Here is a 12,933-nt window from a genome sequence, read left to right as displayed (position 1 = left end):
CGCAGGTCACAAGGTGTTTCGCAGTTATGCGATGCACTGGGTAACGTGCTTATGACAGGACGCTCGCCGGGGCACCTGTCACGCTTGTTCCGGCCGAGTGGCACCCACCCCGTGCACGGGTCCGGACACAGGCGAGCCGCACTGGTTCCCGGCCATCCCGGGGGCCGGACCGACGGAGGAGCACGCACGTGACCGTGGAGAGCACTGCCGCGCGCAAACCGCGACGCAGCAGCAAGCGGACCAGCGCCGCGAAGACGCCCGCGCAGACGCCGGAGGCTTCCGAGCCCCAGCTGGTACAGCTGCTGACGCCCGAGGGTGAGCGCGTCGAGCACCCGGACTTCGAGATCGACCTGAGCGCGGACGAGCTCCGGGGCCTCTACCGGGACATGGTCCTCACCCGCCGCTTCGACGCCGAGGCCACCGCGCTCCAGCGTCAGGGCGAGCTGGGCCTGTGGGCCTCGCTGCTCGGCCAGGAGGCCGCGCAGATCGGTTCCGGCCGGGCGCTGCGCGACGACGACTACGTCTTCCCGACCTACCGCGAGCACGGTGTCGCCTGGTGCCGCGGGGTCGACCCGACCAATCTGCTCGGGATGTTCCGCGGTGTGAACCACGGCGGCTGGGACCCCAGCACCAACAACTTCCACCTCTACACGATCGTCATCGGCTCGCAGACCCTGCACGCCACCGGCTACGCCATGGGCGTCGCCAAGGACGGCGCGGACTCGGCGGTCGTCGCGTACTTCGGTGACGGTGCCTCCAGCCAGGGCGACGTCGCGGAGGCGTTCACCTTCTCCGCCGTCTACAACGCCCCGGTCGTGTTCTTCTGCCAGAACAACCAGTGGGCGATCTCCGAGCCGACCGAGAAGCAGACGCGCGTGCCGCTCTACCAGCGCGCGCAGGGCTTCGGCTTCCCCGGTGTCCGGGTCGACGGCAACGACGTGCTGGCGTGCCTGGCCGTCACCAGGTCGGCGCTGGAGCGGGCGCGGCGCGGCGAGGGTCCGACCCTCGTCGAGGCGTTCACCTACCGGATGGGCGCCCACACCACCTCCGACGACCCGACCAAGTACCGGGCGGACGAGGAGCGGGTGGCCTGGGAGGCCAAGGACCCGATCCTGCGGCTGCGGACGTATCTGGAGAAGCAGGAGCTCGCCGACGCGGCGTACTTCACCGCGCTGGACGAGGAGAGCGAGACCCTCGGCAAGCGGGTGCGCGACGTGGTGCGGTCCATGCCCGACCCGGAGCCCCTCGCGCTGTTCGACCACGCCTACGCCGACGGCAACCCGCTCGTCGACGAGGAGCGCGCCCAGTTCGCCGCCTACCAGGCATCGTTCGCCGAGGAGGGCAACTAGCCATGGCCACCGAGAAGATGTCCATCGCGAAGGCGCTCAACGAGTCGCTGCGCAAGGCTCTCGAGACCGACCCCAAGGTCCTCATCATGGGTGAGGACGTCGGCAAGCTCGGCGGGGTCTTCCGCATCACGGACGGGCTGCAGAAGGACTTCGGCGAGGGCCGGGTCATCGACACCCCGCTCGCCGAGTCCGGCATCGTCGGTACGGCGATCGGTCTGGCCCTGCGCGGCTACCGCCCGGTCGTCGAGATCCAGTTCGACGGCTTCGTCTTCCCCGCGTACGACCAGATCGTCACGCAGCTCGCCAAGATGCACGCCCGTGCGCTCGGCAAGATCAAGATGCCGGTCGTCATCCGCATCCCGTACGGCGGCGGCATCGGTGCCGTCGAGCACCACAGCGAGTCGCCGGAAGCCCTGTTCGCGCACGTGGCGGGCCTGAAGGTCGTCTCGCCCTCCAACGCGAGCGACGCCTACTGGATGATGCAGCAGGCCGTCCAGAGCGACGATCCGATCATCTTCTTCGAGCCCAAGCGCCGCTACTGGGACAAGGGGGAGCTCGACACCGAGTCCATCCCGGGCCCGCTCCACAAGGCCGCCGTGGCCCGTGAGGGTTCCGACCTCACGCTCGTCGCGTACGGCCCGATGGTGAAGGTCTGCCTGGAGGCGGCCGCCGCGGCTCAGGAGGAGGGCAAGTCGCTCGAGGTCCTGGACCTGCGGTCGATGTCCCCGATCGACTTCGACACCGTGCAGACCTCGGTCGAGAAGACCGGCCGGCTCGTGGTGGTCCACGAGGCGCCGGTGTTCTACGGCTCCGGGGCCGAGATCGCGGCGCGGATCACCGAGCGCTGCTTCTACCACCTCGAAGCGCCCGTGCTGAGGGTCGGCGGCTATCACGCCCCGTACCCGCCGGCCAGGCTCGAGGACGAGTACCTGCCGGGTCTCGACAGGGTGCTCGACGCCGTCGACCGCTCGCTGGCGTACTGAGGAGAGGGTCGTGACGACGATGACCGAAACGTCTGCTCGTTTCCGCGAGTTCAAGATGCCCGATGTGGGCGAAGGGCTGACCGAGGCGGAGATCCTCAAGTGGTTCGTCCAGCCCGGTGACACCGTCACCGACGGCCAGGTCGTGTGCGAGGTCGAGACGGCCAAGGCCGCGGTCGAGCTGCCGATCCCGTTCGACGGGGTGGTGCACGAACTGCGCTTCCCCGAGGGCACGACCGTCGACGTCGGCGAGGTGATCATCGCGGTCGACGTGGCGCCGGGCAGCGGTGACGCCCCCTCGGCCCCGGAGCCCGTCCAGGAACCCGTCGCGGAACCGGAACCCGAAGCGCCCAAAGGCCGGCAGCCGGTCCTGGTCGGCTACGGCGTGGCCGAGACGTCCACCAAGCGGCGCGCCCGCAAGGGTGTCGAGATCCCGGGGCCGGCAGCCGCCGCGATCCAGGCCGAGATGAACGGCCACGCGGCGCCGGTGGCCCCGACGGTTCCCGAGACGCGTCCGCTCGCCAAGCCGCCGGTGCGCAAACTCGCGAAGGACCTGGGCATCGACCTCGCGACGGTCACCCCGACCGGCGAGGGCGGCGTCATCACCCGCGAGGACGTCCACGCGGCGGCCGCCCCGGCACCCGCCGAGGCGCCGGCGCAGGCCGTCGCCCCGGCCGTGGCGCCCGCACCGGCCGCCGTGTCCGTCGACGCGGCCGGCCGGGAGACCCGCATCCCGGTCAAGGGCGTACGCAAGGCCATCGCGCAGGCCATGGTCGGCAGCGCCTTCACCGCGCCGCACGTCACCGAGTTCGTGACACTCGACGTGACGCGCACGATGAAGCTGGTGGCGGAGCTCAAGGAGGACAAGGACATGGCGGGGGTGCGGGTCAATCCGCTCCTCATCATCGCCAAGGCCCTCCTCGTCGCGATCAAGCGTCACCCGGAGGTCAACGCAACCTGGGACGAGGCCAACCAGGAGATCGTCCAGAAGCACTACGTCAACCTGGGCATCGCCGCCGCCACCCCGCGGGGCCTGATCGTGCCGAACATCAAGGACGCGCACGACAAGACCCTGCCCGAGCTGGGGCAGGCCCTGAGCGACCTGGTCACCACGGCTCGCGACGGCAAGACCTCCCCGGCCGCGATGGCGGGTGGCACGGTGACCATCACCAACGTCGGTGTCTTCGGGGTCGACACGGGTACGCCGATCCTGAACCAGGGCGAGTCCGCGATCCTCGCGGTCGGGGCGATCAAGCTCCAGCCCTGGGTCCACAAGGGCAAGGTGAAGCCCCGTCAGGTGACCACGCTGGCCCTCTCCTTCGATCACCGGCTGGTCGACGGGGAACTGGGCTCCAAGGTGCTCGCGGATGTCGCGGCGATCCTGGAGCAGCCGAAGCGCCTGATCACCTGGGGGTAGCCACCCCTGCTGTACGTGATTCCGGTGGGCCCGCGCGATGTGAGCGCGGGCCCACCGGCGTGTCCGGAGCCCTCCGCCGCAGGGAGAGTTCGGCGTACACGGTCTTGCCGACGGTGCGCGGCTCGACGCCCCAGTGGTCGGCCAGCCGCGCCACGATCAGAAGGCCGCGCCCGTAGCAGTCGTCGGTGGCGGCGACCCGCAGGCCGGGCAGCCGCTCACCGCGCGGGTCACTGACCGCGACGCGAAGCGCCGTCCGGGTGAGCGTGAGCTCCACTCTGATCAGCCTGCCCCGGACGCCTCCGTGCAGCAGGGCGTTGGTCGCCAACTCGCTGACCAGCAGCGCCGCGTCATCGGCCAGCTCCGCGTGCCCCCACTGGATGACGAGCCGCGCGGTGCGGTGCCGACTGAGGGAGATGCTCCGCGCGGTGGGGGTGTAGTCGAGCCGGTCCTCACGGAGCGGGGGCTCGGGTACGGAGATCTCCTGGACTGCGGCCATGGGTGTCTGCCTCCGGTGTGCGTGGACGGCGGTGGCGATGTCGCGTCTGCGGCGAGCCGGATCCGGTCGTCGGTTCCGGCGCAGGGCAGGGCGGTGCACTTCCGCCTGATGGCTCCACTGTGTGAGCGGCTGTGTGCTGAACGTAGCGATCCTCGCGCGATCTGCGCAAGTGAAACGGAGACACTTGTCTCGAAAAGTCGCGGGAGTCGACGGGCGCCACCCAGAACCGCGAGACTGGCCGGGTGAATCGAGCGACGCAGATGGGTAACCGGACGTCAACTGTTCTGGGGCGCAGGCTCGGTAGCGAGTTGCTACGCCTCCGGGACGCTTCCGGGAAGACGCAACAGCAGGCCGCCCAGGTCATCAGCGCGACCAACTCGAAGATCGTGAAGATGGAGCGCGGCTGGGTCCCTATGCGGGACCCGGACATCCGGGCTCTCTGCGATTTCTATGGTCATGACGACGTGAACGTCGTCGGCCGGTTGCTGGAAGTGGCCCGGGTGGACCGGGAGCGCCGCAAGGCGAAGGGCTGGTGGAATCAGTACCCGGAGTTGCGCTCCTTGGTTGAGTACGTGGCGCTCGAAGACATCGCCACCGGTGTCAGGACCTGGCAGGGAGCCTTCGTGCCAGGACTGCTCCAGACCCCGGACTACGCCAGGGCGCTCGCGATCGGAAACGCGGACTGGGACGATCCGGACGAGATCGAGCGATTTGTCGAAGCGAAGATCGCTCGCCAGGCAAGGCTGACGGATACCAAGCCGCTCGCTCTGTGGGCGATCGTGGCGGAGGGTGCACTACGGCAGTTGGTGGGCGGACGTGACGTGATGCGTGCCCAGTTGGAGCGTCTGGAACGCGCTGCCTGCGAGGAAAATGTCACGGTGCAGATTGTCCCCTTCCTCGCTGGTTCGCATCCCGGCATGACCAGCGCTTTCAGTGTCGTGTCGTTCGCTGAACCTGGCGCGATGGACGTGGTCTACATGGACACGACGTCGTCTACGCTGTGGTTGGAGAGCGAGACGGACGCCGAACGACACAACGTCACGTTCGGCCGTATCGCCAGAAGTGGACTCGCTCCCCGCGATTCCCTCGCTCTGATCGGGCGTATTCGCAAGGAGTTGTAGCCGTGACGCACTTCGAGTTCGTCAAGTCCAGCTATAGCAGCGGGAACGGCGAGTGCGTAGAAGTGGCCCGCAACATCCCCCTGGCCGTCGCCGTCCGTGACTCCAAGCGCCTGGACGGTCCCGTCCTCACCGTCACCCCCACCGCGTGGGACGCCTTCACGTCCGACCTGCGCCGGCGGCACGCGTAGCGACGACGGAGGGGTCCTACCCGCACAGTCCGTGCGGGTAGGACCCCTCCGTCGGCTCAGGGCTACTTCTTGAAGCCGTAGTCCAGGAGCTTCTTGGCGTCGGCGGTCCGGGTGGTCGCCGACGTCGAGGTGAGCACGGTCCCGATGACCGTCTTGCCGTTGCGGGTCGCGGCGAAGACCAGGCAGTACTTGGCTGTCGGGCCCGAGCCGGTCTTCACGCCGATCATGCCGGTGTAGCTGCCCAGCATGGCGTTGGTGTTGGACCACGACATGTAGCGGTAGCCGCCGCTCTTGGTCGTGACCTTCTGCTTCGTCGACTTCGTCTTCACGATCCCGCGGAACGTGGAGTTCTTCATCGCGGCGGAGGCGATCTTCGTCAGGTCGCGCGGCGTCGAGTAGTTCGAGCCGCTGCCGATGCCGTCGAAGGAGTCGAAGTGGGTGTTCTTCAGACCCAGGCCCTTCGCGTCGGCGTTCATCTTGCCGATGAACGACTTCACCCGGGCGGCGCGTGTGGAGCCGGATCCGAACGTGTCGGCGAGTGCGTACGCGGCGTCGCAGCCCGACGGCAGCATCAGGCCGTACAGGAGCTGACGGACCGTGACCTTGTCGCCCACGATGAGCCGGGCCGACGAGGCGGTCTTCGAGACGATGTAGTCGCTGTACGCCTTCTGGACCGTGACCTTGGTGTCCAGGTTCAGGTTCTTCTGGGCCAGCACCACCTTGGCGGTCATTATCTTGGTCGTCGAGCCGGTGGAGCGACGGGTGTCCGCCGCCTTGCCGTAGAGCGTCTTCGCGGTGCCGTTGTCCATCACGAAACCGCCCTTGGCGGTGATCGAGGGAGTCGGCGGGGTCGCTGCCTGAGCCGTGGAGGCGAAGCCGCTGCCCGCGAGGACGGCACCTGCGGTGAGAGCCACGGTGACGCCGACACGCGCGCGGTTTATGCCCTTGAGACCGATTTTCAAGTCGAACGCTCCAAACACGCCTGCAGTGCGGCCACATGAGGGTGCCGCTTGGTGATGAGACGCCTGAGGCGGCCGGATGGATGCGTCCCCGAAGGGGTGAATTCGGATCAGGTGCCCGGATCGAGTGCCTCTGGGCCCTGGAGGCCTGGAGATCTGCGGCCGGTGCCCCGGTGGTCCCACCCCTGTCGCGTGAGGCATCGGTGTCCCGCATCGTGGACCGGATCCGTCATGCGTGCATCTTGTATCTATGCTGTGTGCATGCCTGCCGCACCGTCAGCCTCCGCCCTCGCCCGCAAGGCGGATCCCAAGCCCCTGCCCGCAGCCGAGCGCGTCTACGCGCACATCAAGGAAGCGGTCCTCGACCGCCGCTACGAGGGCGGCACGCTCCTCACCGAGGGCGACCTCGCCGAGGCGGTCGGCGTCTCCCGGACCCCGGTGCGCGAGGCGCTGCTCCGGCTGGAGGTCGAAGGGCTGATCAAGCTCTACCCGAAGAAGGGCGCCCTGGTCCTCGCGGTCTCCGCCCAGGAGATCTCCGACGTGGTGGAGACCCGCCTGCTCGTCGAGGAGTTCGCCGCGCGCAAGGCGGTCCCCGCACCGGCCCAGCTGATCGCCCGCCTCGCACAGCTCCTGGAGGAGCAGCGGGAGCTCGCCGAGGCGGGCGACCTGGCCGCCGTGTCCGTCAAGGACCGCTGCTTCCACGCCGAGATCGTGAAGAACGCGGGCAACGAGATCCTCTCGCGCCTCTACGACCAGCTCCGCGACCGGCAGCTCCGGATGGGCGTCGCCGTGATGGAGGCGCACCCGGGCAGGATCGCCGCGAACATCACCGAGCACGGTGAGCTGCTGGACGCCATCAGGGCGGGCGACGCCGAAGGCGCAGCCCAGGTCGTGCGGCGCCATGTCAGCCGGGTCAAGGTGCTGGTCAGGGGGGATGACCGATGACCTCCGCCGCTCCCACGCTCACCCTGCCCGGAGACCCGCCCGGCGGCCGGCGCGCCGCCTGGGTCTGGGGCATCGGCGTCGCGGTCTACTTCGTCGCCATCATCTTCCGTACGAGCCTCGGGGTCGCGGGTCTCGACGCGGCCGACCGGTTCGACGTCAACGCCTCGGCCCTGTCGACGTTCTCCATCCTCCAGCTGCTCGTCTACGCCGGGATGCAGATACCGGTGGGCCTCATGGTCGACCGGCTCGGCACCAAGAGGGTTCTCACCCTCGGGGTCGTGCTCTTCACGCTGGGGCAGCTGGGCTTCGCACTCTCGCCCTCGTACGGCATGGCGCTCGCCTCCCGCGCGCTGCTCGGCTGCGGCGACGCGATGACGTTCATCAGCGTGCTGCGGCTCGGCGCCCGGTGGTTCCCGGCCCGGCGCGGGCCGCTGATCGGGCAGGTCGCCGCGCTCTTCGGGATGGCGGGCAACCTCGTCTCGACGCTCCTCATCGCCCGTGCGCTGCACGGGTTCGGCTGGACCGCGACCTTCGTCGGCAGTTCCCTGGCGGGCGTGGTGGTGCTGGTGCTGCTGCTCCTCTTCCTCAAGGACCACCCCGAGGGCCACGAGCCGCCGCCCGTCGAGCACGCCGGAGCGGCGTACGTACGGAAGCAGATCGCCGCCTCCTGGAGGGAGCCCGGCACCCGCCTGGGCATGTGGGTGCACTTCACGACGCAGTTCCCCGCCATGGTCTTCCTGCTGCTGTGGGGGATGCCGTTCCTGGTCGAGGCGCAGGGGCTCAGCAGGGGTACCGCCGGTGAGCTGCTCACCCTGGTGGTGCTCTCGAACATGGTGGTGGGGCTGGTCTACGGCCAGGTCATCGCCCGCCATCACGCGGCGCGGGCCCCCCTGGCGCTCGGCACGGTCGCGATGACGGCGCTGCTCTGGGCGACCACGATCTTCTACCCCGGCGGCCACGCGCCGATGTGGCTGCTGATCACCCTGTGCGTGGTCCTCGGCTCCTGCGGCCCGGCATCGATGATCGGCTTCGACTTCGGCCGCCCCGCCAATCCGCCGGAACGCCAGGGCACGGCCTCCGGGATCGTCAACATGGGCGGGTTCGTCGCCTCGATGACGACCCTGTTCGCGGTGGGCGTCCTGCTGGACGTGACCGGGGACAACTACCGCATCGCGTTCGCCTCGGTCTTCGTCCTGGAGGCGTTCGGTGTCGTGCAGATCCTGCGGCTGTACGCCAGTGCCACCCACAGGGAACGCGACCACCACGTCGTCAGCCGGGTCGAAGCCGTACACGTGCCCGCCTGACCGTGCCCCGCCGGCGAGCCCGACCGGGTCCGCCGGCGGACGGGCGCCGCCGGGTGCCGGGCTACGGGGTCACGGCGAAGTTGCGCAGGATCTCGGCCGCCAGGTCCTGGTCGCCGTCGATCTTGATCCGGTCCTCCACGGCCCCTGCCCTGATCCTGCCGCAGGCGAGCCGGTAGTACGTCTCCCAGTCCATCGACAGGGTCGCCACAGGTCCCAGGGACGGCGCACCGTCGACCGAACCGTGTCCCTCGCCGTCGACCCTGACCGTGCGCAGGAACTCCAGCGGGCCGTGCACATCGAAGACCACGGCCGAGTTGGGCGGCGCTCCCGCGTCCTTGGCGACCACCTTCGCCAGGCCGATCAGCAGGGTGTCCCGGACGATCAGTGCGCCGGGGGAGTCCAGACCGCCGGGCTGTCCCAGCGTCGTCCGCAGATCCTGCTCGTGCACCCAGACGTCGAAGGCGCGCATGCGCAGGGCCAGTTCCAGGGTCTGCTCGGCACCGAGGGGCGCCCGCACCATGGTCTCGGGGGGGCGCGACTCGTTGCGCAGCTGGCGCATGCGCCGGATGAGCGTGTACTCGAGCTCCGAGGTCATCTCCGGCGCCGTGTGGTGGCGCCGTACGTCGACCTGCATCTCCATGTAGCGCTGGTGGTCGTTCTGCACGTGGTAGAGGTCGCGCGGCAGCGTGTGGATCGGGCGGGGGTCGCCGAGCTGTTCGCACTCCATGCCGATGACGTGCGAGACGATGTCGCGTATCGACCATCCCGGGCAGGGCGTCCGGCGGTTCCACTCCCCCTCGGCGAGCGGCTTGACCAGCTCGGCTATCGACTCGATGGAGTGGGTCCAGGCATCGGCGTAGGTCTGGAGGCTGGGATGGACGGTCACGTGACCCCTCGTGCGGTTCTGCGGTGCATGGGCTGGAGAGCAGGGAGTGCCGGACAGGCTGGCCGGCACCGACGGTGCTGTCTGCGGGCTGCGTGGGAGGTTCGCTCGCTAAGTTACGCTGCGAGAAGGCACCCCGGCAGTGCTTTCGTGTGACGATCGTAGGCCCGCGTTGACGGCTCTCATGCCAGGACGGTGGTAGTGTGCACGCCTCCCTCATCCAGATCGCAGTAAACGAGGATGAATCGGTCAATTCCCGGAGAGAGCGCGCGGCTTCGCTGGTCGTGGCGCAGCGGGGAGCGGACCTGGTGGTTCTCCCCGAGCTCTGGCCGGTCGGCGCCTTCGCCTATACCGCTTTCGCCGACGAGGCCGAACCGCTGCACGGACCGACGCACGAGGCCATGGCGAAGGCGGCGGCCGAGGCGGGGGTCTGGCTGCACGCCGGATCCTTCGTGGAGCGTGCCGAGGACGGCACGCTCTACAACACCTCGCTGGTGTTCTCGCCGGAGGGGGAGCGGGCCGCCTCGTACCGGAAGATCCACCGCTTCGGCTTCGACGAGGGTGAGGCGGTGATGATGGGCGCCGGTGAGGAGCTCGTCACCGTCGCCCTGCCGCAGACCACGCTCGGCCTTGCCACCTGCTACGACCTGCGCTTCCCGGAGCAGTTCCGCGGACTCGTCGACGCGGGGGCGGAGACCATGATCGTCGCGGCCGGGTGGCCGGAGCGCCGCCGCGCGCACTGGACCCTGCTGGCGCAGGCCCGCGCGGTGGAGAACCAGGCGTACGTCCTCGCCGTCGGGTGCGCGGGTACCCACGCGGGGGTCGAGCAGGCGGCTCACAGCATCGTCGTCGACCCCTGGGGCGAGGTGCTCGCCGAGGCCGGAGCGGGTGAGGAGGTGCTCACCGTGGAGTTCGACCCGGCGACCACCGTCACCACCCGGGAGCGGTTCCCGGCCCTCAAGGACCGTCGCCTGGGCATCGCCCCGCGGCGCCTCGCCTGAGCCCCACGCACCACGGTGGCCCGGTTTCACGTGAAACCGGGCCACCGGTGTCTCCGGGGGTGCGGGGACGGTCAGTCGTCCCCGTGCTCCTTGTCCCCCAGGGCGATCACGCCCACGGCCACCGCGATGAGCAGGGGTACGTCGGCGTCCTCCCTGACGATGTCGACGCCGTAGGTGTCGCGGACGCTCAGCCAGCGCCGGGAGATCTGTGCCAGGAGCTCGCCGTCGTAGTCGATGGCGAATTCGCGGTCCAGGATCTTGCCGCTGACGTCCAGCTCGGTGCCGTCCACCAGGGTCACCCGGTAGTGGTTGCGCAGGAGCGAGAGCCGCTTCTTCTTGACCTTGGCGAGCTCCTCGCCGTTCCGCTCGATCAGCATGGTGTCGCGCAGGCTGATCAGCTTCTGGCGGATCTCCACCAGCACCCGGCCGTCCGTGTCCTTCAACTCGAAGGTGTCGCGGACGCGCATGGCCTTGCCGTCGACGAGGAAGAGCTTGTGCCCGTCCGCGTCCTCGATCCAGTAGTCGTCGCCGATGCCGAGCAGCCGCTCACGTACGAGAAGTCTCATGGATCACAGGTTCCCCGACCCTTCACCGGAATGCGCGCACGCCACGGTGCTGTTGACTTGTGGCATGACAGCACGTGCACGTGTCCGCGCCCCCGAACTGATCGGCAAGGGCGGCTGGCTCAATACAGGCGACCGGCAGTACACCGTTGCTGACCTGCCGGGACGCATTGTCATCCTGGATTTCTGAAAATCGACAACGAACCACCGAACTCTTCGTCAAACTCAGTGTGTGTACCAAGACGCGATCTGTGACCTATACCTCCGCCTGTCTCTTGACCGGGACGGACAAGACCGCAATCGAACGGCAGGAAGCCGACTGCCGTGCCTGGGCCGAACGCAACGGACTGACCGTCCGCAAGGTCCACATAGACAGAGGGCGCTCCGGCTACAAGACCGTTGAGCGCAAAGGCTTCGACGCCGCGCTGGCGGCCGTCACGGCGGGCGTCGTGGGCACGCTGATCGTCTGGAAACTGGACCGCCTGTCCCGCAAGGGCATCGGCCAGGTCGGCAAAGTGCTGGACGACATCGAGAAGGCCGGCGGCCGTCTCGTCTCGGTGGTTGACGGTCTCGACACTTCGAACGACTCGGCGCGCATGGTCGTGGCTATGCTCGCCGAACTCGCCCGATCCGAGTCGAAGAATCTCGGCACACGCGTCGGCCATGCCAAGCGCTACCTACGCAGCAAGGGCCAGTGGATCGGCGGGCAGCCTCCGTACGGGCTGCTCATCGACCCGCAGACCAAGAAGCTCGTCCATGACCCGGAGCACGCCGTCTACGCCCGTCTCATCGCGGATGAAGCGCTCGCCGGGACTTCGCTGGTCAAGATCGCCCGACTTCTCAACGAGTACGAGGTCCTTTCGCCCAGGGGCGGGCAGTGGAACGCGGCCAGCATCGTGCAGCTCCTGCGCTCTCCTGCGCTCGCCGGCCTGATGCCGGAGACCGAGACCGTCGAGACGGACGACGGCGAGCGGAAGTACACGGGCAGGGTCTTCCCGTACCGCGATCCCGAGACTCTGGACACCGTCGAGATCGGCGAGGGGATCATCACCGTCGGAGAGCGTGAACAGATCATCCGCACCTTGGAATCCAGGACGTTCGTACACGCAGGAAAGCGGCGGCCGCTCCCCATGCCGTCCGTGGACGTGTCACCGATGCTTGACGGCCTCATCCTGCGTGAGGCGTGGACCGAGGCGACGAACGAAGATCGGCGCGGCCGGTTGTCACTCGCCATAGACAGGGTTGAAGTGACCAAGGGAGTGCGCGGACAGCGGATCATCCCTGAGCAACGCATCCAGATTCATTGGGCGAAGCTGGGAACCGACAGCGCCGCCTGAGCACCGGGGTAACCCTTCCAGCTGTCGGCAGCGGACACGCGTGACGAAGTGACGAAATGACGCTCTCCCCCGGTTACCCCTCATAGAAGTGTTGTTGTTTCCATGAGTGGATCAGAACTAATCGTCATTCCGTCACTTCGTCACCCGGGAAGTCCAAAGTTCAGGCGCAGCCCTCACCGCGACCCCGGCCCCAGCTCGGAAAATGCGCCCTGGGTGCGGCTCCGTTTTTGGACTGCCGACGTTGAACCCGGACTGCCAGTGGACTGCCGCACCGACCGGGGACGCGGACGTGTGCACGGACATGTGCATCGGGCACACGGGCCGGACCGGGCACATGACCTTCCTGCGCGAGTTCTCGGAAGTCGCCGTGGTCGAGCGCGCCCAGTGAGG

14 protein-coding genes and 1 pseudogene are annotated in these 12,933 nt (G+C 68.6%); 11 read left to right on the top strand and 4 right to left on the bottom strand.

The window, feature by feature from the left end; genetic code table 11:
• The first annotated feature begins 188 nt into the window (after positions 1-188).
• Genes pdhA through B9S57_RS31685 form a run of 3 tightly spaced genes read left to right on the top strand, consistent with a single transcriptional unit; the run spans position 189 to position 3,746 of the window.
• Positions 189-1,349: a pyruvate dehydrogenase (acetyl-transferring) E1 component subunit alpha gene (pdhA, locus tag B9S57_RS31695; protein WP_103760606.1), complete on the top strand. Its 1,161-nt coding sequence runs from the start codon at positions 189-191 to the stop codon at positions 1,347-1,349.
• A gap of 2 nt (positions 1,350-1,351) precedes the next feature.
• Positions 1,352-2,332 carry an alpha-ketoacid dehydrogenase subunit beta gene (locus B9S57_RS31690; protein ID WP_103760605.1) on the top strand — a complete coding sequence of 327 codons (981 nt, stop codon included), beginning with the start codon at positions 1,352-1,354 and terminating at the stop codon, positions 2,330-2,332.
• Between the two features lie 10 nt (positions 2,333-2,342).
• Complete coding sequence (locus B9S57_RS31685; RefSeq protein WP_103760604.1) at positions 2,343-3,746, top strand: dihydrolipoamide acetyltransferase family protein; 1,404 nt, start codon at positions 2,343-2,345, stop codon at positions 3,744-3,746.
• Here B9S57_RS31685 and B9S57_RS31680 read toward each other — a convergent pair.
• Complete coding sequence (locus B9S57_RS31680) at positions 3,733-4,242, bottom strand: ATP-binding protein (protein ID WP_103760603.1); 510 nt, start codon at positions 4,240-4,242, stop codon at positions 3,733-3,735. The genes B9S57_RS31685 and B9S57_RS31680 overlap by 14 nt on opposite strands.
• Positions 4,243-4,484: 242 nt before the next feature.
• Here B9S57_RS31680 and B9S57_RS31675 point away from each other — a divergent pair, with 242 nt between their 5' ends.
• Both B9S57_RS31675 and B9S57_RS31670 read left to right on the top strand, forming a co-directional pair.
• Entirely contained in the window at positions 4,485-5,363 is an 879-nt protein-coding gene (locus tag B9S57_RS31675) for a helix-turn-helix transcriptional regulator (protein WP_103760602.1), read from the top strand.
• Positions 5,364-5,365: 2 nt separating this feature from the next.
• Positions 5,366-5,551, top strand: coding sequence for a DUF397 domain-containing protein (locus tag B9S57_RS31670; RefSeq protein WP_103760601.1), 186 nt, complete (start codon positions 5,366-5,368; stop codon positions 5,549-5,551).
• A 62-nt stretch (positions 5,552-5,613) separates the two neighbouring features.
• Here B9S57_RS31670 and B9S57_RS31665 read toward each other — a convergent pair whose 3' ends face one another.
• Entirely contained in the window at positions 5,614-6,513 is a 900-nt protein-coding gene (locus B9S57_RS31665; protein ID WP_103760600.1) for a D-alanyl-D-alanine carboxypeptidase family protein, read from the bottom strand.
• A gap of 258 nt (positions 6,514-6,771) precedes the next feature.
• Between B9S57_RS31665 and B9S57_RS31660 the strand changes: the two genes are divergently transcribed.
• Positions 6,772-7,455 carry a GntR family transcriptional regulator gene (locus tag B9S57_RS31660; protein WP_103760737.1) on the top strand — a complete coding sequence of 228 codons (684 nt, stop codon included), beginning with the start codon at positions 6,772-6,774 and terminating at the stop codon, positions 7,453-7,455.
• The gene (locus tag B9S57_RS31655; protein ID WP_103760599.1) at positions 7,452-8,759 is read left to right on the top strand and encodes a nitrate/nitrite transporter; all 1,308 of its coding nucleotides are present in this window, start codon (positions 7,452-7,454) and stop codon (positions 8,757-8,759) included. Before B9S57_RS31660 ends, B9S57_RS31655 begins: the two co-directional genes overlap by 4 nt.
• Positions 8,760-8,820: 61 nt before the next feature.
• Here B9S57_RS31655 and B9S57_RS31650 read toward each other — a convergent pair whose 3' ends face one another.
• On the bottom strand, positions 8,821-9,645 hold the full coding sequence (locus B9S57_RS31650; protein WP_103760598.1) for a maleylpyruvate isomerase family mycothiol-dependent enzyme: 825 nt from the start codon (positions 9,643-9,645) through the stop codon (positions 8,821-8,823).
• Between the two features lie 200 nt (positions 9,646-9,845).
• Here B9S57_RS31650 and B9S57_RS31645 point away from each other — a divergent pair, with 200 nt between their 5' ends.
• Positions 9,846-10,643, top strand: coding sequence for a carbon-nitrogen family hydrolase (locus B9S57_RS31645; protein WP_103760597.1), 798 nt, complete (start codon positions 9,846-9,848; stop codon positions 10,641-10,643).
• A gap of 71 nt (positions 10,644-10,714) precedes the next feature.
• Here the strand turns inward: B9S57_RS31645 and B9S57_RS31640 are convergent, their stop codons facing one another.
• The gene (locus tag B9S57_RS31640) at positions 10,715-11,209 is read right to left on the bottom strand and encodes an LURP-one-related/scramblase family protein (RefSeq protein ID WP_103760596.1); all 495 of its coding nucleotides are present in this window, start codon (positions 11,207-11,209) and stop codon (positions 10,715-10,717) included.
• Here B9S57_RS31640 and B9S57_RS36565 point away from each other — a divergent pair.
• The 3 genes and pseudogenes from B9S57_RS36565 to B9S57_RS35040 all read left to right on the top strand — a co-directional run.
• Positions 11,208-11,393: pseudogene (locus B9S57_RS36565) on the top strand (hypothetical protein); the annotation flags it as partial. The gene B9S57_RS31640 and the pseudogene B9S57_RS36565 overlap by 2 nt on opposite strands.
• Positions 11,394-11,457: 64 nt before the next feature.
• Positions 11,458-12,543, top strand: coding sequence for a recombinase family protein (locus B9S57_RS31635; protein WP_146057832.1), 1,086 nt, complete (start codon positions 11,458-11,460; stop codon positions 12,541-12,543).
• 241 nt (positions 12,544-12,784) lie between these two features.
• The gene (locus B9S57_RS35040; protein WP_219818604.1) at positions 12,785-12,931 is read left to right on the top strand and encodes a hypothetical protein; all 147 of its coding nucleotides are present in this window, start codon (positions 12,785-12,787) and stop codon (positions 12,929-12,931) included.
• The last annotated feature ends 2 nt before the right edge of the window (positions 12,932-12,933 follow it).

This window comes from Streptomyces sp. SM10, assembly GCF_002910915.1.
In the GTDB taxonomy this organism is placed as follows: Bacteria; Actinomycetota; Actinomycetes; order Streptomycetales; family Streptomycetaceae; genus Streptomyces.
This window is presented reverse-complemented; position numbering and strand designations above follow the sequence as displayed.